At 51.0% G+C, this 26,448-nt stretch carries 18 protein-coding genes; 14 read left to right on the top strand and 4 right to left on the bottom strand.

Annotation, left to right across the window (positions count from 1 at the left end; genetic code table 11):
- Positions 1-61 precede the first annotated feature (61 nt).
- The gene (locus tag B9Y58_RS08790) at positions 62-1,906 is read left to right on the top strand and encodes a DNA topoisomerase IV subunit B (protein ID WP_073055738.1); all 1,845 of its coding nucleotides are present in this window, start codon (positions 62-64) and stop codon (positions 1,904-1,906) included.
- A gap of 178 nt (positions 1,907-2,084) precedes the next feature.
- Here the strand turns inward: B9Y58_RS08790 and B9Y58_RS08785 are convergent, their stop codons facing one another.
- The 3 genes from B9Y58_RS08785 to B9Y58_RS08775 are packed head-to-tail and all read right to left on the bottom strand — an operon-like array spanning position 2,085 to position 4,200.
- Positions 2,085-3,434: a hemolysin family protein gene (locus B9Y58_RS08785; protein WP_073055740.1), complete on the bottom strand. Its 1,350-nt coding sequence runs from the start codon at positions 3,432-3,434 to the stop codon at positions 2,085-2,087.
- A complete protein-coding gene (ybeY, locus tag B9Y58_RS08780) occupies positions 3,434-3,916 on the bottom strand; it encodes an rRNA maturation RNase YbeY (RefSeq protein WP_083532269.1) in 483 nt (160 codons plus the stop codon). Before ybeY ends, B9Y58_RS08785 begins: the two co-directional genes overlap by 1 nt.
- Positions 3,916-4,200, bottom strand: a complete 285-nt coding sequence (locus B9Y58_RS08775) for a hypothetical protein (RefSeq protein ID WP_072797039.1) — start codon at positions 4,198-4,200, stop codon at positions 3,916-3,918. The genes ybeY and B9Y58_RS08775 overlap by 1 nt, the downstream gene beginning before the upstream one ends.
- A 147-nt stretch (positions 4,201-4,347) precedes the next feature.
- Here B9Y58_RS08775 and B9Y58_RS08770 point away from each other — a divergent pair, with 147 nt between their 5' ends.
- The 6 genes from B9Y58_RS08770 (at position 4,348) to pheT (ending at position 15,477) form a co-directional block, all read left to right on the top strand.
- The gene (locus tag B9Y58_RS08770) at positions 4,348-6,222 is read left to right on the top strand and encodes a FecR family protein (protein ID WP_073055742.1); all 1,875 of its coding nucleotides are present in this window, start codon (positions 4,348-4,350) and stop codon (positions 6,220-6,222) included.
- An 8-nt stretch (positions 6,223-6,230) separates the two neighbouring features.
- Positions 6,231-9,347 (top strand): right-handed parallel beta-helix repeat-containing protein, encoded by a 3,117-nt coding sequence (locus B9Y58_RS08765; RefSeq protein WP_083532270.1) that lies wholly within the window; start codon positions 6,231-6,233, stop codon positions 9,345-9,347.
- 18 nt (positions 9,348-9,365) lie between these two features.
- Positions 9,366-10,964 carry an NAD(P)/FAD-dependent oxidoreductase gene (locus tag B9Y58_RS08760; RefSeq protein WP_073055745.1) on the top strand — a complete coding sequence of 533 codons (1,599 nt, stop codon included), beginning with the start codon at positions 9,366-9,368 and terminating at the stop codon, positions 10,962-10,964.
- A 53-nt stretch (positions 10,965-11,017) separates the two neighbouring features.
- Positions 11,018-12,085: an RluA family pseudouridine synthase gene (locus B9Y58_RS08755; protein ID WP_073055747.1), complete on the top strand. Its 1,068-nt coding sequence runs from the start codon at positions 11,018-11,020 to the stop codon at positions 12,083-12,085.
- Positions 12,013-12,930 (top strand): DUF975 family protein, encoded by a 918-nt coding sequence (locus B9Y58_RS08750; protein WP_143154670.1) that lies wholly within the window; start codon positions 12,013-12,015, stop codon positions 12,928-12,930. Before B9Y58_RS08755 ends, B9Y58_RS08750 begins: the two co-directional genes overlap by 73 nt.
- Before the next feature lie 111 nt (positions 12,931-13,041).
- A complete protein-coding gene (gene pheT, locus B9Y58_RS08745) occupies positions 13,042-15,477 on the top strand; it encodes a phenylalanine--tRNA ligase subunit beta (RefSeq protein WP_073055750.1) in 2,436 nt (811 codons plus the stop codon).
- 69 nt (positions 15,478-15,546) lie between these two features.
- On the opposite strand, the gene B9Y58_RS08740 is transcribed toward pheT, so the two are convergent.
- Positions 15,547-15,924, bottom strand: a complete 378-nt coding sequence (locus tag B9Y58_RS08740) for a hypothetical protein (protein ID WP_073055752.1) — start codon at positions 15,922-15,924, stop codon at positions 15,547-15,549.
- A 44-nt stretch (positions 15,925-15,968) separates the two neighbouring features.
- Between B9Y58_RS08740 and dnaX the strand changes: the two genes are divergently transcribed.
- From dnaX to B9Y58_RS08705, 7 genes are all read left to right on the top strand, one after another.
- A complete protein-coding gene (gene dnaX / locus B9Y58_RS08735; RefSeq protein ID WP_073055753.1) occupies positions 15,969-17,726 on the top strand; it encodes a DNA polymerase III subunit gamma/tau in 1,758 nt (585 codons plus the stop codon).
- A 43-nt stretch (positions 17,727-17,769) separates the two neighbouring features.
- Positions 17,770-18,078 (top strand): YbaB/EbfC family nucleoid-associated protein, encoded by a 309-nt coding sequence (locus B9Y58_RS08730; protein WP_073055755.1) that lies wholly within the window; start codon positions 17,770-17,772, stop codon positions 18,076-18,078.
- 175 nt (positions 18,079-18,253) lie between these two features.
- Positions 18,254-19,663, top strand: coding sequence for a TolC family protein (locus B9Y58_RS08725; protein ID WP_073055757.1), 1,410 nt, complete (start codon positions 18,254-18,256; stop codon positions 19,661-19,663).
- A gap of 20 nt (positions 19,664-19,683) precedes the next feature.
- Positions 19,684-20,727 carry an efflux RND transporter periplasmic adaptor subunit gene (locus B9Y58_RS08720; protein WP_073055759.1) on the top strand — a complete coding sequence of 348 codons (1,044 nt, stop codon included), beginning with the start codon at positions 19,684-19,686 and terminating at the stop codon, positions 20,725-20,727.
- Positions 20,728-20,740: 13 nt separating this feature from the next.
- Entirely contained in the window at positions 20,741-23,887 is a 3,147-nt protein-coding gene (locus B9Y58_RS08715) for an efflux RND transporter permease subunit (RefSeq protein ID WP_073055760.1), read from the top strand.
- A gap of 112 nt (positions 23,888-23,999) precedes the next feature.
- Positions 24,000-25,298 (top strand): GspE/PulE family protein, encoded by a 1,299-nt coding sequence (locus tag B9Y58_RS08710; protein ID WP_073055762.1) that lies wholly within the window; start codon positions 24,000-24,002, stop codon positions 25,296-25,298.
- Between the two features lie 127 nt (positions 25,299-25,425).
- Complete coding sequence (locus B9Y58_RS08705; protein WP_073055764.1) at positions 25,426-26,433, top strand: MlaD family protein; 1,008 nt, start codon at positions 25,426-25,428, stop codon at positions 26,431-26,433.
- Positions 26,434-26,448: the final 15 nt, after the last annotated feature.

Here is a 26,448-nt window from a genome sequence, read left to right as displayed (position 1 = left end):
CTGTCAAAAAAAATGTTTATCTTTGTACCGACAAAAATTTTAACGAGAGTTTCTAATTACTATGGCAGCAGCAAAGTATACCGAAGACAGCATTAGAACACTGGAATGGAACGAACATATCCGCGAACGTCCGGGTATGTACATCGGCAAACTCGGCGACGGCAACAGCCCCGACGACGGCATTTACGTGCTGGTGAAAGAAATTATCGACAACTCCATCGACGAATTCGTGATGGGTGCCGGCAAGCAGATTATCATTGACATCGAAGACCACAGCGCCCGCGTGCGCGACTACGGCCGCGGCATTCCGCTGGGCAAGGTCATCGACTGCGTATCGAAGATTAACACCGGCGGCAAGTACGACTCCGAAGCCTTCCAGAAGTCGGTAGGTTTGAACGGTGTGGGTACCAAGGCGGTGAACGCGCTTTCGACCAAGTTTATCGTCAGGAGTTTCCGCGACGGCCGCGTCAAAGAAGCCGAATTCAGCAAGGGCAAGCTCGTCCGCGAAGAACGCGAAAAGAATACGACCGAAAAAAACGGTACCGAAATCTACTTTGAACCGGATGCCAGCATTTTCAAGAATTTCCGCTTCTTGCCGGGCTACATGGAAGAAAAGGTCTGGAACTACGCCTACCTGAACAACGGCCTTTCGCTCGTGATGAACGGTAAGACCTACAACAGCCCAAACGGACTCTTGGACCTGTTGCAGAACCATGTGGACGACTCGATCCGCTACCCGGTGGCCCACTTCAAGGCAAGCGATATCGAAGTCGCCTTTACCCACGGCAACCAGTACGGCGAGCACTACTACAGCTTCGTGAACGGCCAGCACACTACGCAGGGCGGTACACACCAGCAGGCCTTCCGCGAAGGCATTGTGAAAGGCGCCCGCGACCACTTCAAGAAGGACCTGGACCCGGCCGACGTGCGCAACTGCATTATCGGCGCCATTTCCGTGCGCATTCAGGAACCGGTTTTCGAATCGCAGACCAAGACCAAGCTCGGCTCGACGACGGTCGCTCCGGGTGGCGCCCAGCTGCGTACCTGGATTGTAGACTACGTCGCCTCGCAGCTCGACAACTACCTCCATAAGAATCCTGAAACCGAAAAGGCGCTTTTAAACCGCATTACGCAGAACGAACGCGAACGCAAGGAAATCGCAGGTATCAAGAAGCTTGCGAACGACCGCGCCAAGAAGGCAAACTTGCACAACCGCAAACTGCGCGACTGCAAAATTCACCTGACCGACACGAAGAACGCGCTAAACCGCGAAACCATGATCTTCATTACCGAAGGTGACTCTGCATCGGGTTCTATTACCAAGGCCCGCAATGTGCAGACGCAGGCCGTGTTCAGCTTGCGCGGTAAGCCGCTGAACAGCTTCGGCATGACCAAGAAAGTGGTGTACGAAAACGAGGAATTCAACCTGTTGCAGCACGCACTCGATATCGAAAACGGTCTTGAAAACCTCCGCTACGACAAGGTGATTATCGCGACCGATGCCGATGTGGACGGTATGCACATTCGTCTTTTGCTGATGACCTTCTTCTTGCAGTTCTTCCCCGAACTCGTGGAACAGAAGCACCTGTTCATTCTGCAGACACCGCTTTTCCGCGTGCGCAACAAGCAAGTGACCAAGTACTGCTACGACGAAGTGGAACGCGACAAGGCCGCCAAGGAAATCGGCAAGACCGGCCTCGAGATTACCCGATTCAAAGGTCTCGGCGAAATTTCTCCGGAAGAATTCGGCCAGTTCATCGGCGAAGACATGCGCCTCGAAACGGTGGTGCTTCCGCCCGATGCCTCGTTCGGCAAGATGCTCGCCTACTACATGGGGAACAACACTCCCCAGCGTCAGGATCACATCGTGCAGAACCTCCGCGCCGAAGCAGTCGAAGAACTGTAATCCGACTTGTCATCCTGAGCTATACAACACTTGGGACGGAGTCCCTTAGTGGCTGTTATCCACTTTGTGGAGAAGACCGTTAGGCGAAGTCGAAGGATCTCTACTTAAGCAAAAAAAAGCAGCATTAAAATGCTGCTTTTTTCTCTAAGGGGCTTTGCCCCGAGCCCATGACTCAGTACTAAACCACCTTGAAAGCCTGCGTACGCGGCACGGCCTTGACATTCTTGGTCTTGCCCTTGCCAGGCTGGATCATGAGCACCTTTTCCATACGGGTGCCGTCCATCTTGAGCACGCGGAAGGTGTAACCCTTGATAGTGACTTCTGCACCCGGTGACGGAATAATGCCGAGCGTTGCCTGAATCAGGCCCGAAAGCGTTTCCACGTGGGAATTTTCGGGAGCTTCGAGTTCAACGCCAAGCTTGTATTCCAAATCGGAAAGCGTAATGACCGGATCGAGGATGAATCGCCCGTCCTTGAGGCGCTGCACATCTTCATCTTCGTCCACGTCGTCTTCGTCCTTGATTTCGCCCACGATTTCTTCGAGAATGTCTTCGAGCGTGACAAGGCCCGCGGTTCCGCCATATTCATCGACCACGATGGCGAGCTGGTTACCCGTCTTGCGCAGTTCGGTGAGCATGTCGTCAATCTTCTTGTGATACGGCACAAAAACCGGCGGCATCACGAGTTTCATGATGTCAAACGGTTCGTCGCGGTGTTCGGTGTACCATTCCAAGAAGTCGCGGTTCGAAAGAATACCGACGATATTGTCGACCGTATCCTTATACACCGGGAGTCTAGAATGACGTTCCGTATTCAAGACCTTCACCAATTCTTCGAGCGGAGTGCCGACTTCGATCGCACACATGTCCACGCGCGGCGTCATGATTTCGCGCACCGGAGTTTCCACGAAGTCGAAAATGTTCAGAATCATCTGGCGTTCTTCCGGTTCCAGGCCTTCGGCATCGGGGTCCGCCTCGTCCGAGAGGTCGGCCTGCGCCTGCACAGCATCGCGGCGTTCTTCGGGCAAGAAGCTGAGTTTGGAATCGTAGCCCAGGCCCTTCAGAATCTTCACGAACAGCAAGTGGCAAATCTTTGCCGGCAGTGCAAACGGCAGACGAATGAACTTGAACAGCGGAATCAGCACGACAGCAAAGGTGTCCGGTTTCAAGTTGCCGAGCAGATTCGCCAAGAATACCGTAATGGTGTAAATGCCGATGCAAGCGACCACCAAATAGGCGGCAAAAGCCAGGAACCAGTAGTCCTGCACCCAGTTCCAGGGGATCATCTGGAACAGGTAAAAGCCCAAAACGCCCGCACCCACGTTACAGAAGATGCGGCCGATTGAAATCGTCTCGTTAAAGCCCGGCAGTTCCACCAACGAGGCTACCACCTCTTCGCGACCTTCGCGGTCGCGGGCATCGCGCTTGGCGTAAATGGCACTAAAAGCAGCCTTGATCAGCGAAAACGAGAACGAAGTCAGGACAAATACGACAAGGAACGCGACGGCATAACTTTCAGAAGATTCCATTAGGCACCTTCCTTGTACGGGTCAAGTCCCAAGAATTCGCATTCGCGCTTGCGCATTACCTTGCGGTCGGCGGCCTTGATGTGGTCGTAGCCCGAAAGGTGCAAAAGCCCGTGTACAATCACGCGCTTCATTTCGGCATAGAACGTGTTGCCGTATTCGGGAGCCTGGCGGCGCACCTGCTCGCGGGCGATGTAGATTTCACCGAGCATGGCCTCGTCTTCAGGGATTTCGACACCGAGTTCGTTCTTCCATTCAAACGAGAGAACGTCTGTTACCTTGTCGAGCCCGCGATAGTCGCGGTTCATGGTGCGCACGAACTCGTCGGTGCAGAGCACGATGTTCACGTCTTTTTCCTTGCCTTCTTCGGCAAGGAGCTTGCGAGCCATCTTTTCGAACTTGTCCTTGTATGGAAAAGCCTCGATGTTCCCCTCGCAAAGGAACTCGATATTATACTTTTTCTTTCGACTAGCAGGGTCTGGCATTAAATGTTATACCACTTCTTGAGGACGTCTATGATAGCTTCGGCCTGGGCCTTGCCCGTAATCTTGAACTTGCCCTGGGGTTTGAAATTGCCCGCCATCTTGCGGTAGCGGCGCAACGACACCTTGGGTTCGGTAAATTCACCGGACTTCGGGTCACGTTCCTGATAAAAGAACATCACGGTCGGCCACGCACCCTTCGAAAGGATTTCCTTGCCGATTTCCTTGATGACTTCTTCACCGGTATCTTCATCGCTATAGGCAACGGTCAGTTCTTCAACTTCCATATTTAGTCCTGTAGTTATAGGTTTTGACCTTCTTCCAAAAAACTTTGAAAAAAGTCACAGTCTTGTTACCCCGAATATACAATTCTGTATCGGGCCTAAAAAAAATACATATATTTGCGATGGGATGTTACACTAAAGCGAGGCTTTATGTCCTTTTCACGTTTTTTTAGGCTTATAGCCCCCCTACTTTCCATCCTAGTTGGGGTTTCTTTTGCTACTAAAACCGCAAAAATCCATTATGCCGTCGGTGATGCATTCCTGTACCGCAATGACGAAAAGCAGGTCATCAAGTCCACAGAACCGATGCCGGGCCTAAAAAAGGCCAAAAACGTCAAGGAAGGAGACAACATCCAAACCCTTTTGGAATCCGAAGTCATTGTCGCACTTCCGGACGGTGGATCTTTCAGCATTCAAGAAAACACTCTTGTCGCCATTACAAAGCTCTCTTTTGAAAATGGAGAAAATAATTTTGAAACGCTCGTGAAAAAAGGCAGCATGAAGTTCGATGTACAAAAACAAGCGAACAACAAGAGCAAATTCAAATTCAAAACAGGTTCCTCCACAGCTGCAATCCGAGGTACAGACGGCTTTGTCGGCGTATCGAATGGTTGTTCCATAGCCTCTCTTGCGACTGGAAATCTTGACTTCACTCCCGACGAAAATCAAAATGCGACCTCTATCGTGGGCGGTCAGACCATTGTTTATTGTCAAAAAGGGCTCCTTATTCTTGAACTGAATACGTCGGGAAATTCAATCCTCTTTAACGCCCTTGAAACAATCTTGAACGACACCACTCTAACCATTGATTCTCTTCGAAAGGCCATTCACGAAAAAGACAAGCAACTTACCAAACGTGTAAACGAACTGAAAAACAGAGTCAAATGTTCCATTGCCGCTCTCCCCGACACTGTATATTCTTCTAGTCAGACCATCAAGGCTACCTGCACCCAAGGAACGCACATCCGCATTTACGATACGCCCATTCGCTCCAACGGATCCGAAATAAGCCTTAATGTCAATTGGGAAGCCTCGGAATTTGGTCAAAAGAAAATACCCCTCACCTGTTCATTCGACAGGAACACCAAAACGACATACCAATGCGGGCTCATCACAACCTACTATGCGCAGGATCCCAACTCATCCACATCAAAATCGCCCCTGACCATCACATCAGGAATTCCATTAGAAGTCTGCGACCCAGCAATGGCTTCCATCGAGGGAACTTTTGACACCACCGACCAGAACGCAAGCCTCACCGTAACCCTAGGTAAGTACACCTCGCCAAACCTTATTCCCCTGAGCGCTAAAGGGCGGTTTTCGCATTCAATTCCCGTATCGGAGAAAAACGGGAACTGGAACGAAAAAAACATTTATGTGAACTATTCATCGTCTATCAACGGCAATCAGAAAAAAGAAATACCACTTAAAGTTACAAAGAGTTGTAAAACCGTAAACCAGCTGCCGCCCAAAATATCCCTTTCTACAAACAAGTGCAAGGCACAGCTTGCGATTAGCCAAATCAAGGGTGACAAAGCCATTTACACCTTATCTGTAGACAACATAGACAAAAAGGAATCTTACCTTGAAGGCGACAGCAAGTTCAGCGAGACACTGACACAGGGCGTTCACCAGTACAAATTTACAGTAGAAGACTTAGCCGGCAACAAAGACGAGATTCGCAAAGAACTTGAATGCTACCCGCCCCTCAAAACAGCCAAAATTGTCATTAACGGAGCCGGAGAATCAGAACCTTCGCGTACACCACCCCCACCCCAGGGCATTAACACCAAGATTTACAGACCGCTTTCATTTTCGGTCAAGAACCTTCCACAAAACGATCCATCGTACATCAAGCAGATTGACATCTCCATACCAGGCAATAATATTCAGCTTCGTGGAACTGACTTGCAGTCAAACCAAATTGATCAACAAATAGAAATTTCGCGCGGCAAACCAACCACAGTCAAGATTACCGTCACTCTGAAAAGTGGTGAAATTCTTACTGCGACAAAGACATTCTAGGTCCGTTAATGAAAAACGCATCTCTATTCTCAATTATTGCCTTAACGAGCATTTTTGCACACGCCCAGGAACAGTCATCCTTAATTCAAGGCACTCCACTAAGCGGTCCTGTTCATGGATTTATCAGAGTTGACCAATCTCCATACACGGTTACCGATGATATCACTGTCGAAGAAAATCAAGTTCTTGTTGTGGAACCTGGCGTAAAGTTTCAGTTTGCTCCAGGAACAGGACTTTATGTCAAGGGCCAATTTGTTGCAGCCGGTTTTGACAATGAAGAAATCAAATTCGTTTCGGCTGCAAGCAATCCACGCCATGGCGACTGGAAGGGAATTTTTATTACAGGCAGCGAGCCCTCCGAAATCAGAAATACAACCATTGATGGTGCAGCAAACGGCCTCATCATCGAAAACAGCACCGCAAGTATTTTGTCGAGCAAGATAAAAAACACCTCAAGTCGCGGCATTTACGCCAAAAATTCAAAAGTGACAATCAGCGGGATGCAATTTACAAGTAACGACGGTGCCGCCATTCACATAGACAGCTACAGCAAAGCCGACATTTCCGACGTCTTTTTCAGAGATAACAACGTCGCTCTTTACAACGCCCCTCTTGCCATTACCGAAGTATCCTTTTCGAATTTCGAAAACAATAAATACGCCTTATTAAACATGGACAACAACCACCTGTCCTTTATCAACTGCCATGTAAAGAACAACAAGGTTGGAGCAAGTTCGGCTGATATTTTAGAAAAAGAAATCATTAAAAGCGTTGGAGGAAATGAAACCGAATTCAGCAAGAATTATAACGATATTGCACAGGCACTCCCCGCAAGCCCCGAAATTCAAGGCGTAGAAAGCCGTTCCATCAATGCAAACGACAAAATTGCAGACTTACTCGCCCAAAGCCAAAAAGAAGAAAGCAAGGCTGATTCCACACAAAAATACTGGAGCCTTATCGGCAGCGCAACCATTGACAACCACTATCACCATATAAGAACACGCGAAACCAGCAATGGGCGATACCCGAATACCTTCCAGGTACCAGGTTTTGGAACCGACATAAGCATTTACCTGCTAATGCAATCAACCGACGGGAAATCCATTGAATTCAGCGGAGACTTTAGCAGCGACTATTGGAACCATTTCAATCCGAATCCTGTTTCGTTGACCTATACCGACAGTCATAATCAACTTGTCTTGGGCGATTTTATCAAAACAGGCGGAGACATTTACATGGCATCTCTCCCCGTTTTTGGCGTGGGCTATTCGCTTTCACTATTCAAGAACAATGCCGGCCGCCCTATGGTTGAGCTCAACGGATTCTTCGGAGAAAACCGCAAGCCCTATTTGATTGGAGACCGTCACCCCGACATCTACAAGAACTATATCGATGACGGCGAAGCTCAGGCACAGCGCCTTACATACGGAGGTTCCATCAAATGGGCGCCCATCCGCCGTTTAGACGCAACCATCGGTGCCATTTACGCAAATGACGAAATCAATGATCCACTGTTTCGTGATGGGGGAAGCAAGACTTCTATTACGAACGAGCCATTACAGCAATCCTTCACCCTTTACGCCGACGGGAACTTTTTATTCAATCCAGGCAACATCGAGTTAAACACCCAAATTGCTGTAGGCCGCGCAGATACAGCCGATGTCTTCAGGGAGCGGGCCATCAACAAAATATTTACCGAAGCCGGAATCAGCACATCATCAATGGCCAAGCTTCGCCAATTAATGATAAACGAAAATAAAATCAATTCGCTTTCTTCCGAAGAACTTGAAGAAATCTTTGGCGGTAACACAACACTCAGCCGAAGCCAAATGCGCGATTCCCTGCGCACCCTAATTAAAGGAGCCAAAGCATTAAAGAAAGAATACGACAGTGACCGCGACGAGGACCGCATCATGGGGCTCAACTGGGGCTCTCAAAATTTCGCTTTCGGGACTTCGCTCTACTGGAAAATTTATAAGACAAGGATCGCAGCCAACTTAAAATACATTGGTGAAGACTTTTATAGCGCTGGCTCACCAAATCAGCTTGCAGACACACGAGAACTTGGCGGCAACATTGAACAGATTGTCACAGGCTTTTGGACTCTCAACTTTAAATACTTGCTCAATATCGAAAACGCTGCCAATGGGAATAAAATCAATTTATTTGGTCTAGGTGAAGGAACCCGTTGGGGACTCTTTAATGAAAGTTCCGAATGGTTCGAAGAACACGAACTGGATTACGAGCGAACCAAATACATTCAAAACTGGTCTTTGGGCAACGATTTCAAAATTAGCTCCAACATTAACTTAAGTGTCGGATACAATTTGGTGTACCGTACACAATACCGTCCCTACCAACTCCACGGCAACTACATTTTAGAAGACGGAATTTACAAGGATCGTTGGTTTAGAGCCCGTACAAATATGCCAACCACCATGATTACGGACGGATCCAATACAACCGAAGTAGACGCCGAACGCTGGGCTGAATACATGGACCTTTCTAGCGAAGAATATCTCGCCTCTAAATTTCAAGAAAGAATCTATAAAAACACCTGGAATCTAGACCTTTCTGTAAAAGCGTTCTACACCACATTCAAGGCAAGCGGGCGCTGGACCATTCGCACCGACAATTCCAAGTTCCATAAAGATGACTTAATTGACGACATGGATCTTTCGAACGCCACTTGGGCAAAATTGGGTTACTACTTTGGCGGTGCAGACTACTTTGAACACACCTACCCGCTTTCGGCAACGACCAACTATACGCTTTTCCAGAACCGATTCAGTTTCACGCCTCGATTCAAGAATTACAAACGAAACGACATGAAGGAACAAGAATTTACAGTAGACGACAACCTTGAAGTGCCCCTCTTTAATAGACTACTTGTTCCTGGAATTTCAGGTTCACTACGCTATTTGACTATCGATTGGGAAGATAACGGCGAAAAAATTGATGAAACCGAAATAGATGCGATAATAAATGCAAATCTACGCATCAATCACACCAAACACCTAAACACTGAATGGTATATGGGTGGAGCCCTTTATAGCCGACCCGATAACAAGAGTGACGAATACAAAGACTTTTTCGGCGGAATCCGCGTGAATTACGTGTTCTAATTTTTAAATTTGGAGGTGATGTTCACCTACCGCTACAGAGAACTAAGCGTCGCGCTTGCCAAGAAAGGCAAGTATCGCGAGGCTTTAGCCAAGGAACTCCGCCTGCACCCCGAAGAGATTTTCAATTTGCAGGTGGAACGTTTTTCGTTGGACAGCCGTCGCAAAGGCGATCCCAAGTGGTCTTACAACGTAATTTTTGACTTGAAGCGCGAAGTGCGCGCCACGGGGAACCACGCCAAAGGGCTTGTAGCGGCCACGCGTGAAAAAGAAAGTTTAGAAAGCGACCCGCAGAAAAACAGCGTCGCGATGCCTGGGCATGTCGATGTGATTGGCGCAGGCCCGAGCGGACTCTGGGCGGCATTGCACTTGCTGCGTAAAGGTTTTGCCGTCGATTTGTACGAGCAAGGCAAATGCGTGGAAGAACGATTCCGCGACATTCGCAGATTCTTTGTTGACCGGAATTTTAACGCCTACAGCAACGTGCTTTTTGGCGAAGGAGGTGCGGGGGCATTCAGTGACGGAAAACTCAACACCCGCACCCGGAACCTGTTCGTGGAACAGGTTCTACACGACATGGTGGACTTCGGAGTCGACGAATCTGTCGTGACCTTCGCCAAGCCGCATATCGGCACGGACCGACTCGTTTTATTGCTGCGGGAACTGCGCGCCGAAATTGCAAGACTTGGCGGCAAGATTCATTTTAGCACGGCGCTAGAAGACATCGAAATTAAGGACGGGCGCATTGCGGAGATTCAGCTTCGCGATGTTTCTGCCCCGTCGACCGCCCACTGGCAACCGTGCGAAGCCTTGGTGCTCGCCGTCGGGCATTCCGCCCGGAGCATTTACGAAATGTTGCACGCCCGTGGCGTCGCACTCGAAAGCAAGGCATTTGCCATGGGCGTGCGCGTCGAGCACCCGCAAGCGCTCATCAACATGCGGCAGCTGGGCCTGAATGTCGATACCAAGCTCACGGGTTCCGCCGAATATTTTCTCGCCACCCCGACACTGAACAAAACAAGCAGCGCCTACAGTTTCTGCATGTGCCCGGGTGGCGTCCTGGTGCCCTGCGCCTCGGAGCCCGGGACCCTCGCCACCAACGGCATGAGTTACAGCCGCCGCAGCGGGCCTTTTGCAAATGGAGCAATCGCCGTGCCCATTGCGGCAAGCGACAATCTCTTTGGCGGGCTCGAATTCCAGCGTAAAATCGAAAGCGACGCCTACGCGGTCGGCGGCAAGAGCTACGCCGCCCCGGCACAAACCATCAAGGCGTTCCTCGCCCACAAAGAAGACAAATCGCTCCCGAAATCCACCTACCCCTGCGGACTCGTACAGAGCAATCTGTGGGACTGGATGGACAAAACCATTTGCAATAGCCTCGCCGAAGGATTCCAGAACTTTGACAAGAAGATTCCCGGATTCATCGAAGAAGGCCTGATTGTCGCCCCCGAAACCCGCACCAGCAGCCCGCTGCGCATGAGCCGCAACAACGAAACGCTCGAAAGCGTGAATACCAAGGGCCTGTTCGTGCTCGGCGAAGGCGCCGGGTATTCCGGCGGAATTGTCACCAGCGCCGCCGACGGCGTTCGCCTCGCCCATTATGCAAAAAAAGAACAATAAGAATCTTAACCTCTAATCACTGTCTACTTTTAACTTCCTACCGACTACTGCCTATGATTACCCGAGTCATTGACCGCAACTTTGCCAACATGCGCCTCGACCGTTTTTTGCGCAAGGCATTCCCCGACGAATCGCTGTCGGTATTTTTCGCCGTCATTCGCAAAAAGAAAGTCCGCGTGAATGGAGTCGTAGGCAAGGCAAATCAGATGTTGCAAGAAGGCGACACCGTCTGCATCTACGAGAATTTCAAGAGCGTCGATGCAGACTCCCAAGGCGCAACTAACGTCATCCAGTTCCCCGCTAATCAAACCGAAAGCGAGAAATCGAATGCCGGTTTCGCGAAAGCCAAGTCTACCTGGGGCAAGTCAGCCTCCCCCGCCGAAAAGCAGTCTGGCTGGGGCGCCAAGGAACTTGACCTCATTATACAAACCGAAGACTACGTTATTGTCAACAAGCCCTCGGGCCTTGCAAGCCAGCCGGGCTCCGGCACTCGCCCCGGCGAGAGCCTCGTAGAATATCTTTGGGAATGGGGCCGCCGCGAAGGGCTCGACTTCAAGCCGACAATAGCCCACCGACTCGACCAGGAAACCTCGGGCATGATCATCGCCGCCCTCCACGGCGACACGCTCCGCGACTTTACGCGCATGATTCGCGAACACGAAGTCGACAAGTTCTACTTCGCCCTTGTAAAAGGGAACCTCAAAAAAGACAAGGGGACCATCAGCGAATCGCTCACCCGCACTGACGCCGCCAAGGGTAGCAAAATGAAGGTCGGCGAAACCGGCAAGGACGCCCAGAAGGCAATCACCCACTACCGCGTCAAGCAGCATTACGAAGGCTACGACCTAGTAAAAATCAAGCTTGAAACAGGCCGCATGCACCAAATTCGCGCGCATTTTGCAAGCATCGGGCATCCGCTCCTCGGCGACACCCGCTACGGCGACTTCGCCCTCAACCGCGAAGTCAAAAAGACGCTCGGGCTCAACCGATTGTTCCTGCACAGCTGCCGACTGGAATTCACATGGCAAGGCGACAAGAAGGTCTTTGATTGTCCGCTGCCCAAGGAACTGCAATCGGTCATCAACCAGCTAAAGCCTTTGCGCTTCGAGCGAAACCATTAAACACAAAAAAAGGAGAACATATGATTAGCAGCGCCACAGCATTCGACATGGGCAGCAAAGCCCTTAAGGGATTTCGCCTTAACACGGCGGGAATAACCCTTCTCGGTTACATCGCCTTAATTGTATTTACCGTTGTCATATACTTTTTCTATGCTTTTCTATTCCCTTCCGACGAACCTTCTACACCTCAAGCCATTGCCAATTTTATTTTGAGCATTGTCCAAAACATCATCATATACCTCTTTTCTGTAGGTTGCTATGCCTATCTCTACGACATCTTAAAGCATAGGCAAACTTCTTTCGCAAAACTTTTTGTCGGTTTCAAAAACTTCTCTCGAAATGCAACGATTATTTTTATCGGCACTTTTATAATGTCAGCAATTTCATCTATTATAGTTGAAATTTACGAATTCCTTTTTAAGTACAAGCCCATTGAGAACAATATCGGATCCTACATCATTTTGTCATGCGTCATCTGCATAGTTCTCTGCTGCCTCGCATACAAGCTATTACCCACCTGGATGGGCCTTATTTACAAAATGTCCACCGACAATACAACCGGTGCCATGGAACTCATTAAACAAACCTATCGTCAAGTTTCTGTATACAACTACAATTACCTTTGCTTTTCGTGCCGAGCAATACTCTGGTGCTTGGTTGGCGTATTGACTATGGGAATCGGTTTATTGTGGATTATTCCTCTCATTGGCATGAGTACCATCATTTTCTTTGAAGCCATCTTCAACCCAGAAGATTATGCCGCACCAGAATTTTCCGACGCGCCCGCACAAGAAACTCCGTCGGCAGAACCCGTAGAAAAGACACCCGAATTGCCAGAAGAATAATCGGGAAACTAGATTTTTTCTAAATTTAGCAGCGAAATTTAAGCAGGCACGTGTTTTGCACGCGGGTCGTTTTGAAGCACCCGGCAAGATCCGTGCAAAAAAGGAATAAAGATGAAAGTTTCTTTGAATTGGCTCAGACGTCATGTGGATCTTCCGGAAAATGCGGAAGAAGTTGCAAAGGCATTGACCTCCATCGGCTTGGAAGTCGAAGGTACCGAAGAACCGGGCAAGGTTTATGAAAAGCTGATTGTGGCTAAGGTTCTTACCTGCGAACCCCATCCGGATAGCGACCACTTGCACATTACGACCGTCAATAACGGCAAAGAAACCATCCAGGTTGTTTGCGGTGCCCCGAACGTGGCCGCCGGCCAGACCGTGGTGCTCGCCCCGATCGGAGCGGAACTTCCGCTCCCCGACGGCACCATGCTCAAGATGAAGAAGTCCAAGATTCGTGGTGTCGAAAGCTTCGGTATGATTTGCGCCGAAGACGAAATCGGTCTCAGCGACGACCACGCAGGCATCATGGTTCTCGACGATTCTATTCCGGCCGGCACCCCGTTTGTAAGCCTCGGCCTCTATGACGTTTGCTTTGAACTGAACGTGACCCCGAACCGCCCGGATGCATTAAGCCACCGCGGTGTCGCCCGCGAACTGGCCGCCAAGTTCAACCGCCCGCTCAAGCCCCTCGCCTACGAACTCAAGGAAGACTCCGAAGCAGCAAGCTCTGCCATCAGCCTCGAAGTGGTTCCCGGTTGCGGTTGTTCACGCTACGTGGGACGCGTCATCAAAGACGTAAAAGTTGAAAAGTCTCCGGCTTGGCTCGCCAAGCTTTTGCACGCTGTAGGCATGAACAGCATCAACAACGTCGTCGACATAACGAACTTCATTCTGATGGACGTGGGCCAGCCGCTCCACAGCTTCGACATGGACCAGTTGCACGGCAACAAGATCAAGGTCCGCCGCGCCGTGAAGGGCGAAAAAATCGAAACCATCGACCACACCGCTCACGAACTCGTTGAAAACGACCTCGTGATTTGCGACGGCGACCGTCCGGCTTGCGTAGCCGGCGTGATGGGCGGCGTTGAATCCGAAATTGTCGATACCACCAAGAACGTGTTCCTCGAAAGCGCCTGGTTCAACCCGACCATCGTCCGCAAGCAGGCCAAGCGCCTCTGCATCTCGACCGATTCCAGCTACCGCTTCGAACGCGAAATCGACTTTACCACGCAGGACGAATACAGCCGCTACGCCTGCGCCATGATTCAGGAAGTCGCCGGTGGCCGCATTCTCAAGGGCACCGTCGAATACACGGGCGACGACCACAAGAAGGCCCTCAACGAAGTCACGCTCCGCACTGCCCGCGCCGAAAAGGTCATCGGCATGAAGATTGCCGCAGCTGACATCGAAAAGTACCTCACGGGTATCGCCCTCGAAGTCGTGAAGAAGGATGCCGAATCCATCACCTTCAAGATTCCGGGCTACCGCCCCGACCTCGAACGCGAAGTGGACCTCATCGAAGAAGTCGCCCGACTCATCGGTTTCGACAACATCCCGTACACGCTGCCCTCCTTCAAGATGCAGCCGAACGAACTTCCGCCGATCGAAGTCCTGAACCGTAAGATCCGCAAGACGCTTTCTGCAATGGGCCTGCATGAATGCTTGAGCCTTCGCTTTACCAGCAAGGCCCGCACCGAAGCTCTGTTCGGCGCCGAAAATGACGATCGCCGCAGCAAGCCCGCAGCACTTTTGAACCCGCTTTCCGATGAACTCGGCGTGGTTCCGACCAGCCTCCTCCCCAACCTTCTCAAGAGCGTTGCCGAAAACGAAAAGAACCGCCCCGGTTCCGTTCGCCTGTTCGAAGTGGCCAAGGGTCAGTTCAAGCGCGACCGCAAGGACGTGCGCGATCCGGGCTTCGACGAATCGAACCTCGTCGCCCTCGCCGTTGCAGGCGCCTTCGACGTGAACCCGCTCAACGACAAGCCCGCCCAGATTGACTTTGCAGCCTTCAAGGGCCTGGTGCAGAGCTTCCTCAAGCGCGTCGGCCTCGTGGTGGAATTCCGCGTACCTGCCAAGCCCGAAATCTTCTTGCACCCGGGCAAGCAAGTCGAAGTCCTCGCCGATGGCGTGGTGCTCGGTACCATGGGCGAACTCCACCCGACAGCCATGGCCGCCTTCGAAATCGGCTACACCACCTACGTGATGGAGCTGGACATGGACAAGATGGAACACGCCACCCACAAGAAGATCGTGTTCGAACCGTTCAGCCGCCAGGTGCCCTCTAGCCGCGACATCTCCATCGAAGTCGACAAGACCATGACTCACGAGCAGATTCTCGCCCGCATCAAGGGCCTGAACCCGAAGAACCTCGCGAAGATTACCCTCAAGAGCATCTACGAAGGCGACAAGATCGAAGCCGGCAAGAAGAACATGGTCTACAGCCTCACCTACCAGGCCATGGACCGCACCCTTACCGACGACGAAGTCAACAAGGCCCACAACAAGTTGCGTGACAAGCTCGTCGCAAACGGCGACATCGTACTCCGCTAAACTGCGCCTATATAAAGATTAAAACCGCTGAGGCATCCTCGGCGGTTTCTTTTTTTTACAGGTGTTTTTTTATTCCAGCGCTTCCCTAATCTGCTGGATAAAGTCCATTTCTTCGGGGCTGACGTTGCTTTCGTTTTCGTCTTCTTTAGAAGCATTCGCTACACGGAGCATCGATTCAAGAACCTTACTTTTGAATTCGCCAGACTCATTCTTGATTGCTTCTACGCAGGCAGTGGCACGGTCCTTGGCGGACTTGAACTTGGCGTAAGTGCTATTGAAATCGTCCCAAGAAACATCCGGGGTCAGTTCATCGTGAATCGCATCGAGCATATCGCTTTCGGCTTCGGTCGCCGAAGTGGAGCCTTCCAAGAGTTTGTCGGTTTCGTTTTCATGGAAAAGGCAAGCCACCTGCCAAGAAAGAATCAAAAGAGCCAAATTCGGATTCATAAATTACCTCGTCGTTATGAAACAAATTTACTATATTCAAGCGCATGGCATACGTAGCAATGGCCCGAAAGTGGCGTCCGCAATCTTTTTCCGACATGGTCGGTCAGGAACATATCGCAAAGACTCTTCAAAACGCAATTGAAGGAGGTCGCTTGCACCATGCATTCCTGTTTACCGGAACCCGCGGTGTCGGTAAGACCACCAGTGCCCGTATCCTCGCCCGCACGCTGAACTGCAAAGGCGGAGACCCGCTGCACCCTTGTGGAAAATGCGAAAGCTGCAAGGACATTGCCGGCGGAAACCCGATGGACGTGTTCGAAATAGATGCCGCTTCCAATACCGGCGTCGACAACATCCGCGACGTGATTGAACGCGTGCAATACCCGCCTGTCATCGGCAAATACAAGATTTTCATTATCGACGAAGTCCACATGCTTTCGACAGGTGCCTTCAACGCGCTCCTCAAGACGCTCGAAGAACCGCCGGAACATGTGATTTTCATCTTCGCGACCACCGAAGTCAACAAGGTCCCGCAGACGATTCTTAGCCGCGTACAACGTTTCGACTTCAAGCGACTCACGATTGAACAAATCCGTAGCCGCCTGCGCTACATTTGCGAACAGGAAGGCATCAACGCCACAGACGAAGCCCTCGACATTTTCGCCGAAAAAGCCGACGGTTCCATGCGCGACGGCCTCACCTACTTCGACCAGGCATACGCCTTTACCGGCAACGAAATGAGCGCCGACGCTGTCCGTAGCGTCCTCGGCATTCCACCGGTAGAGTTGTTCTTTACGCTGATTTCGGCTATCGAAGGCCACGACCTCAAGGGTTGCTTCAAAATGGTGGACGAAGCCTGCAAACGCGGCATCGAATTCACCCCGCTCCTGGACGGATTCGGCAAGTTCCTGCGTAACCTGCTTTACGCCCGCCTCGACGCCTTTACTCCCGATGCCCTGAACATTTCGGAAGAGCTTTACACCAAGTACAAGAGCGTGGTTCCAGAGCTCAAGAACGGCGACATTCTGCGCATCAGCAAACTTTTGATTGACCTGCAGGGTACACTCCGCTACAGCACGAACCCGCGCCTGCTGGTAGAAACCACATTCGCCCGCATGGCTTGGCTCGACAGGCTTACCGACTTGAGGCGAGCGCTTGCCGCCATCAACGACCCGAAAAGCGCCTCCGAAGAGGCGTTAAAAAAAAAAGTAACTGAAGTCCAGAAATACATTGACGCCGAGGAAGAAGCCAAGGCGTTACAGCAGCGCGAAGAAAATCCCTTCGCGGCTTTGCAGAGTTCCATTGCCGCCCCAAGCAACGGCGAGGCTTACAGTCGCTACGAGATTTCTTCCGCCTGGGGCTCCATCAAGTCTAAAATCGCAGATTCCGGCGATTTTGCGTTCTCGGTAGCCCTCAACGACACCGTGCTCGAAACCGGCGACCTGAAGGCCACCCCATTCCCCATCGCACTTACGTACCTGGGCGACAACGCCAGCGACGCCTGGGGTGTAAAGCAAATGGAAGATCACCCCGAGTACATGGAACGCATCAAGCAGATGCTCGAAGACATGCTACAGACTCCGGTGTTTTTGACCCTGAAAACCCGCGCCTTCAACGAATCGGAACTTAAAATCCGCAAGCAGGCCCAAATGTCGCCTTACCAGCTGGATCTTGAAAAAGAACCCGGGCTCCAAAAGCTCAAGGAACTTTTCCAAGCCGAACTGATCTACAGCCACAAGAGCAACCGCTCCATGGCCCCACAGCAGGCCGAAGGCTGCGACGTGGACAGCGACGAAAACTAAGCCCTTTTTACTATATTACCGCTAAAACAACGAGGAAAATACTATGGATATGAGCAAAATGCTTCGCGATCTCCAGAAGATGCAAAGCAAGATGATGAAAGCACAGAGCGATCTTAAGGCACAGAGTTTCGAAGCCGAAGCCGGTGGCGGAATGGTGAAAGTCGCCATGAACGGTAAGGGCGTCCTGACCATGATCAAGATTAACCCCGATGCCGTCGACAAGGACGACGTGGAAGCCCTCGAAGACTTGCTCATGGCCGCTATCAACGCCGCGGTCAAGAAAAAGGACGACGCTACCCAGGAAAGCATCAGCGGCATTACCGGCGGCATGAAAATCCCCGGCCTGATGTAATTTCGGAATTGACACATTATTTTCAAAAAGATGCCTGCACAAACGGGCATCTTTTTAATTTGTAATTTCGTCCTGCAATAAATGCAATTCATCACCTAAAAGCCCCTGTCGCCCTTTTATATAGCGCAACATTTTTTTACATTTGCAGCGCAAAAAAGTGTATATAGGAGTAAAAATGCCCAGGCATTTAGCAGCATTATCGGCTATGGCATTGAGCCTCGCAGCCCCGCAATGGGCGGGTGCTGCAACCTACACGCGCGAAGAAGCCGTCAAAATAGCCCTCGAAAAGTCCTCGGACGTCAAAACTGCCGAAGAAGAAGTCATTTCGGCAAATTCCCAGGTCGATGCCGGCTACGGCAACGCCTTACCGTCAATTGACCTTGACGCCACCGTCACCCGTATTTTTGGCCTGGACGATGTCAAAGATAGAAAGCCCGTATTCAAGGCAATGAACAATACGGTTTCTGAGGATGGTAGCGACCCTTCTGTTTACGACTACGTGAACGCAGGCGCCATCGACGGCCTGATTTACGGCATGTCCCAGCAAGGTTACCGCTGGCAGTCCAGCGTGGGCCTTACCGCTACCCAGATCCTTTACGCCCAAGGCAAGGTCGGTACCGGCATCGAAATTGCGAAGGTTTACAAGCACTTGAAAGAAGTAAACCTGGACAACGCCAAGGCAAACGTCCGCTACGACGTGGAAAACGCCTTTGACCAGCTCATTTTCCTGGATTCATCAATCGTTATCCTGTACCAGTCCAAGGACATGCTTCAGGAGAACCTGAATTTCGTGGAACAGGGTCTCAAGAGCGGCATGATGACCGAACTCGACTTGATTCGCATACAGCTCAAGATGGACCAGCTGACCTCCCAAATCAACAGCACCGAAAAGAAGCGCGTTCTCGCTCGCAACGCCCTTCTCAACACCATGGGCCTTGAATGGGATTCCGACGTCAAGTTCCAGGGAGACCTCCGCGATCCGTTGCAGGGTTACACCTATCCCGACACCTCCATGGCGAATGTGAAAAAGCGCCGCAAGGAACTGGTGATGCTCGAAGCAAGCGAAGAAATGCTCCAAAAGAACGTTTCGATCGAAGAAGGTGGCTACAAACCGACACTCGTTTTGGTAGGTGGCCTCAAGTATACCAACAACAAGAACCACTTCTACCAGTGGGATGCTCCGGATTGGGACGACAACATCAACAAGTACATCGCCTTGAACCTCAAGCTGAACCTCTTCAATGGCATGAAAACCAAGGAAGCGGTCGTTCAGGCAAAGTCCGACTTGCGTAGCACCCAAATCAAGAAAGAAACCGCCGAACGCGGCTTCCGCGTGCAGATTGAATCTTGCGCCAACACGCTCGAAGACGCAAATTCCCAGATTGAAATTGCCAAGCGCCAAATCGACCTGGCTCAAAAGAATTACGACCTGACCAACGACAGTTACAAACTCGGAAGAGAAACCCAGCTGAACCTTCTCACTGCAGAAAACGACCTTCGCACAGCGAAGATTGGCTACATGCAAGCTATCGTGAATTGGAACCAGGCTTACAACGCCCTCCTTCAGGCCACCGGTGAATATTAATAAGAGAGACGAGGAAAGAAATGAACAAGACAGTTAAAACCCTCCTGACAATCGCTGTCGCATCGCTGATGCTTGTCGCCTGCGACAAGAAAGAAGAAAATGCCGAAAAGAAGGCATCGACTATCGAAGAAATTCAGAAAGAAAAGGGTAAGCCCGCCCGCGTGGTAAAGGCCGGCTCCGCAAAGCTCACCGACGTCCGCAAGTTCAGCGGCACCATCCAGGGTATCAACCAGAACAGCGCCATCTGCAAAATGGGCGACCCGATTGCAAAGATCAACGTACAGGTCGGCTCCACCGTCCAGAAGGATCAGGTAATCGCCGAATACCTCTTTACGGGCGACAACACCCAGTACCAGGAAGCACAAGAAAAGATTGCCGTTCTTGAAAAAGCAACTGAACGCATGCGTGAACTCCATGCCAAGGGCGGCATTAGCCAACAGGACATGGACAGCCAGGAAATGCAACTCAAGGTCGCAAAGATGGGACTTGAAACCGCCCGCCGTGCCACTTTGATTCTTGCTCCTGAAGCAGGCGTGGTGACCGAAATCAAGTTCAAGGTAGGCCAGACTCCGGGACAGGGCGCTCAGTTTGCAACCATTGCAAAGCTCAACAAGGTTATCTTGAAGCTGAACATCACCAGCAAGGACATCGGATTCTTCAAGAAGGGGGCATCTGCCAAAGTCACTGTCGCCGACGAAACGTTCACGGGTAAGGTGACTCTGATTCCGCTCGCAGCAGACCCGACAACCCACTTCTTCCCGGTTGAAATTACGTTCGACAACAAGGCCAAGAAGCTCCTGCCCGGCATGTACGTGACCGCAGAACTCGACGCCCGCCAGGTGGAAGGCATCGTGATTCCTGCCGAAGCAATCGTTTACCGCAATGGCATTAACGCCATTTGGACCGTTACCCCCGAAGGAAAGGCTCTCCGCAAGATCGTGAAGCTTGGCGTGCAGACCAAGAACGAAGTACAGATTACCGAAGGCCTTGAAGGTGGCGAAACCGTGATTGTCGAAGGCCAGTCCAAGATGAACGACGGCGACAAAGTGCTGATCGTTGAATAGGAGATGATTCTGAATGATTAAGGCCAGTATCTATAAACCGATAACCATGCTCATGGTCATTTTGACCGTGGTGGTTTTCGGTCTCTACACCTACAGCATGATGGTGGTGGACCTGATGCCGAAATTCGACGTCCCCGTGGTCACCGGTACCATCATCTATCCGGGTGCAAACCCCGAAGAAATCGAAACGACCATCATCAAGCCTATCGAAGAACAGGTGGAACTGGTGGACGGTATCGACTACGTGCAGTCGATATGCCTTGAAAACTACGGTATCGTGGTCGCCATGTTCAACATGGGTATCAACGTGGACGTGGCAGCAAACGACGTGCGTTCCAAGATTGAACTTGCCGCAGCCGACTTCCCGGATGCCGTGCAGGCCCCGATTATTTCGAAGGTGGACATTAACGGTGCCGCCATCATGTCCATTTCGTTTACCGGACCGCTCAACTCCACGGAACTCCGCCAGAAGGTGGAAGACGAAATCGAACCGCTGTTCACTTCTGTTCCGGGTGTGGCAAGCGTTGACCTTTTCGGTGGTACCACACGCCAGATTTCCATTGAACTTGACAAGGACAAAATGATTGACCGCAATGTAGACATTGCGACCATCATGGGAATTTTCGGACAAGCTAACGTCAATAACCCGATCGGTGAAGTCATCGGCAAGCACAAGAATACGACGGTGCGTACCGCAGGTAAGTTCACCAGCCTCGACGAAATGCGCGACCTGGATATTCCGACCCAAACAGGCGTAATCAAGCTTTCTGAAATCGCTGAAGTCAAGGATACGGTTGAATCGATTACTTCTGCTTCTCGCTTCAACGGAACGAACTCTGTTTCACTCGATATCAAGAAGCGTTCCGACGCTAACGTGGTTGAAGTTTCAAGAGGCGTGCTCAAGCGCATGGCCCAGATTCAGCAAACACTCCCCGAAGGATTCGAACTTCACCTGGTTTACGACAAGTCCGAAGCAGTGAACGAAGCTATCGATAACGTGATTCAGAATATCATTATCGCAATCGGCCTTACGGCTGGACTTTTGCTCTTGTTCCTCGGCAAGTTCTCGACCATGTTCATTGCGGCCCTTACGATGCCGATTTCCGTGATTGGTGCATTTACCCTTATGTATTTTGCGGGCTTTGGCATCAACATGATGTCGCTCATGGCTCTGTCGAGTTCCGTGGGTCTGTTGGTGACGAACTCTATCGTGGTGCTTGAAAACATTAACGAAAAATTAAAACTTGGACTTGACCCGAAAGAAGCTGCTTACCGAGGCACCAGTGAAATCATGGTCGCCATCATGGCTTCGACACTCACCAACGTTTGCGTGTTCGTGCCGATTGCCTTCATGAAGTCCATTGCCGGTATCTTCTTTAGAACGTTCGGTCTGACCATGGTGTTTGCAACCTTCGTGTCGCTCTTGGTGACTTTCACCTTGACACCGCTCATGGCAGCCTACTTGTTCAAGGGCAAGAAGAAAGACGAAAACGGAAACATTATCGAAGAAAAGCCCTCGATTCTCGACCGGATCCTCTCCCTCTTCCCCAAGGCCTTGAATGGAATTCGCTTTGTATACCTCAAGACCCTTTCGTTCTGCCTTTCTGTTCCGGGTGTTATATTCCAAGTCGTTGCACTTGGCGCAGGAATTTTCTTTGTGGGTGTTCTTGCGAAGAACTTCTTGACCGTCGAAGTGATGCCGAAACAAGACCAGGGCATGATTTCGGTGAAGCTCGAAATGCCTGTGGGTACTAACATTGAAACCACCGACAGCGTAGCACGAATTATTGAAGAGCGGGTCAAGGGCGTTCCCGAAATCGTGCATTACAGCATGAACGTGGGTGGTTCTAACGGTTTTACGACCGTAAACCAGGCTACCATGCGCGTAAAGCTCCTGAAGGACTGGGAAGGACGTACCCGTAGCACCGACGACATCGTCGACTCACTGCGTCCCTACCTTGCAAATATTCCTGATGCATTTATTTCGATCAAGTCTACTTCCGCTTCTGAAATGCAGAACAACTCCGCTGGCGACGTGGTGCTCGAAGTGAGCGGTCTGCATGCAGACTCCGTGGTGAAGGCTTCCGAAATCGTGATGGATAAAATCAAGGAAACCATCGAAGGTGTCGTCGACGTGAAGATGAGTTACGAAGCAGGTAAGCCAGAAATCCGACTTATCCCGAACCGCCAGGCTCTCGCTGATTACGGCATTACGCTCAAGACCGCCGCCAACTACAACTACATTGCCGTGAGCGGTTATGAAGCCGGCCAGTATACCGACGACGGTGAAGAATATGACGTGTATGTGCGCATGATGGAAAAAGACCGTCAAAGCCACGTAGACATCGAAAACCTCCCGATTTTGACCCCCAAGGGTTATGTGAACGCTAACGAACTCTTCTTTATCGAAGACGGTGCAGGCCCGACCCGTATTGACCGTAAGCGCAAGATGAGACGTGTTGACGTTTCGATGAACTTGTTGCCTGGACACACGACTGGTGAAATCATGGGCAAGGTCGGAGCGCTCGCCGCAGAAATGAAGGATCAAGTTCCCGAAGGAATTTCGTTCGGCTTTGGCGGTAACGCAGACATGCAGAATGACATGGTGGACGAATTCAAGACCGCTATCCTGATGGCTATCATCCTCACCTACATTCTGTTGATTGCTCTCCTCGAAAGTTTTGCGCAGCCGTTCATTATCATGACAACCATCCCGATGGGTGCTATAGGCGTGATTCTTTCCCTTATCTTTACCGGCAAGGCACTTTCGATGATTGCTCTCATGGCTATCGTGATGCTTATCGGTGTGGTGGTGAACAACGCCATTCTATTGCTTGACGAAGCAAACCGACTGCTACGAAGTGGCGCTATGGGCAGACGATCTGCCATTATGACCGCAGGCGAAACCAAGTTCCAGCCGATTGTACTTGCAACGTTTGCCTCTGTGGTGGCCCAGCTTCCGCTGGCATTCGCCCTCGGTGGTAACGTGGCCGCCATGACGCAGCCGATGGGTATTGCCTCTGTGGGTGGTTTGATTGTGTCTGCAATCCTTACCATGTACCTGGTGCCGACCTTCTTCTGGCTCCCGAACGCCATCTTCCACAAGGCGAAAAAGAAAGCCGGAAACATCAAGAAGAATTTACAGCGCCACAAGGCATAAGATTTAGACAATAGAGAGAGAAGTAAGTCTCGGTCGCACGACCGGGACTTTTTGTTTTTTTTGCAATCACGTGTTTGCACGCTTGAGCGGGAATGTTTTTTATTTTCGCGGTATGGAACCTTTACTTTCTACGAAATGGTGTCGCGAGCACAATGTCGCCTTACTCGGCTACTTGAGCGACTCGCATCAGCCCTTCCCTATTGCAGTCACGGATGACAGCGACGATTTCTTGTTGCAGAAGGTGCGAACGGAGCTTGGCGAGCCTATACAAGCCTGCATCAGGAGCAAGGCCGAAATTCACCAGATTCTTAGCCAGAATACGGACGGCCTAGAAGAGGTTCTTTTGAAGCCCGAGAATGCGCAAAACGCCTCTTGGGAATCCGAACCGATCGTGAATTTGGTCGACAACCTGATTGAGCAGGCGATTGATTTAAAGGCGACCGATATTCACCTGGAGCCTGCGTCACAAGCGTTTCGTGTAAGGCTGCGGCAAGACGGATTGCTGAACGATTATAAGAGTTTGCCTTTATGGATTGGGGAACCGGTTTTAGTCCGGCTGAAGATTCTTTCGGAGATCGACATTACAGACAAAAGAATTCCTCATGACGGATCTTTTCATTTCGAGGGTTTTAAGCATTCGGCAAACATTCGTGTGAGCACGCTCCCTGTACAGGGGGGCGAAAAAGCGGTGCTCCGGATTTTACCGACAGCGGGTAGCCCGATTGCGTTTTCACGCCTTGAAAGCGAACCATACTCAAGGCTGGAATCACTGCGTTTGAGTTCAAGGAATCTTGAGTTTTTGCGGAAAGTATTCCATAGCCCGCAGGGATTGTTCCTGGTAACTGGGCCGACTGGGTCCGGGAAGACGACTACGCTCCACGCCGGTTTGCAAGAAATCGTGCATAGGCAAATCAACGTGACAACGATTGAAGACCCAGTAGAGTATCCGCTAGAAAGTGTGTCTCAGGTGCAGGTAAACGAAAAATGCGGATTCACTTTTGCCGTAGCGCTCCGGGCCATATTGCGCCAGGACCCCGACGTGATCATGGTAGGGGAAATCCGCGACAAGGAAACGGCGCAAATCGCCCTCCGCGCTGCGCAAACCGGTCACTTGGTCGTCTCAACGCTTCACACGAATTCAGCCAAGGCCGGTTTCACCCGCCTCGAAGACTTGGGCGTTTCACGAACGGCCCTGCAGGAATCGCTCCTTGGCATTATGGCGCAACGCCTGGTACGCTGCCGCCCGGCCCAAGGACTTCCTTATTCGGGTCGGAGGGCGGTTGTAGAAATCCTCAAGCCCGACGGCAATTACGTAGACGGAACCTTGTACGAGAACGCCAAGCGCCTTGTACAAGCAAACATAACCGACATGGACGAAATAGAACGCGTGCTAGGAAACCTACATCACTAACCACCATCCGCCAACAGCCTACCACCTACTGTCTACTTCCTACTGTCTACTTCCTACCGTCTACTTCCTACCGTCTACTTCCTACCGTCTACTTCCTACCGTCTACTATTTTACTATATTCTCGACCATGAAGATTTCCGACCGGACATTAGGCTACATATCGCTCCTGGCCTTGTTCAGCATTTTTGCGATTATCGCCTATTCGATGTGGGACGCCCACCATGAGGCCACCACCATTATCCAGGTCGATTTCGATGAACTGGGATCCCTGCAGCCCGAAGACGAGGTGGTGATTCGCGGATACACAGTCGGAACCATCGGCAAAGTACAGTGGCTTGGCGACCGTGCCCGCGTCGAAATCAAGTTCAACCAGCCCATCGTGATTCGCGAAGGCACCCAGTTCAACAACACCAATTACGCCATCATGGGCCAGCGCAGGCTAGAAATCATTCCTTCCAAGACAGGAAAGGTTCTCCCTGACAGTTACATCCATCAAGGGCATTTTGAACCGGGCATTGCCGAAGTTTTGCGTTACATCGAAAACGTTAACGACCAAGTGGAAACCATCCGCCAAATTATCTACTTGGTGACCAACGGAGACTCCACCCACCGTTCTGCAAGCGACTTGGTGGAATACGTCATCAAGAACATCGAAGTTACCCTCAGCAATACCGAACGGGCTCTCCAGACTTTGCAACCGGCTCTAAACAACCTCTTTGCCCAGGCCGATGTGGCAAGCAAGAACTTGCTCGTGATTACCAAGCAGGCTGATTCCGCCATTGTCACAGTTACCAATACGGTCAACGAAAAATTGGAACTGGCTGAAAACGCCATGAAACGGATTTCTGAAGGAGCCGAAAAAACCAACGATATTATCAATAGCATCGAAGCCGATCCCTTCTACAGCAAGATCCTCTATTCTTCTGAAACGGTGGACAAGGTGAACGAACTGGTCTCCAAGCTGAACGAAATCGTGCGCGCCATCGACACCAAGGGTATCAAGATGCTTGACGAAAACGGCAACCCGGTCAAGCCCTTCGCTTGGAAAAACCTGAACCTTGTCGGAAAGACCGCCCGAGAAAAAGCCCGCGAACGCGCCGAAAAAGCCCAGAACGGAACCGCCCAGAGCGAGTAAGCCATGGACTTAAGC

This window comes from Fibrobacter sp. UWB15 (assembly GCF_900177705.1).
In the GTDB taxonomy this organism is placed as follows: domain Bacteria; phylum Fibrobacterota; class Fibrobacteria; order Fibrobacterales; family Fibrobacteraceae; genus Fibrobacter.
This window is presented reverse-complemented; position numbering and strand designations above follow the sequence as displayed.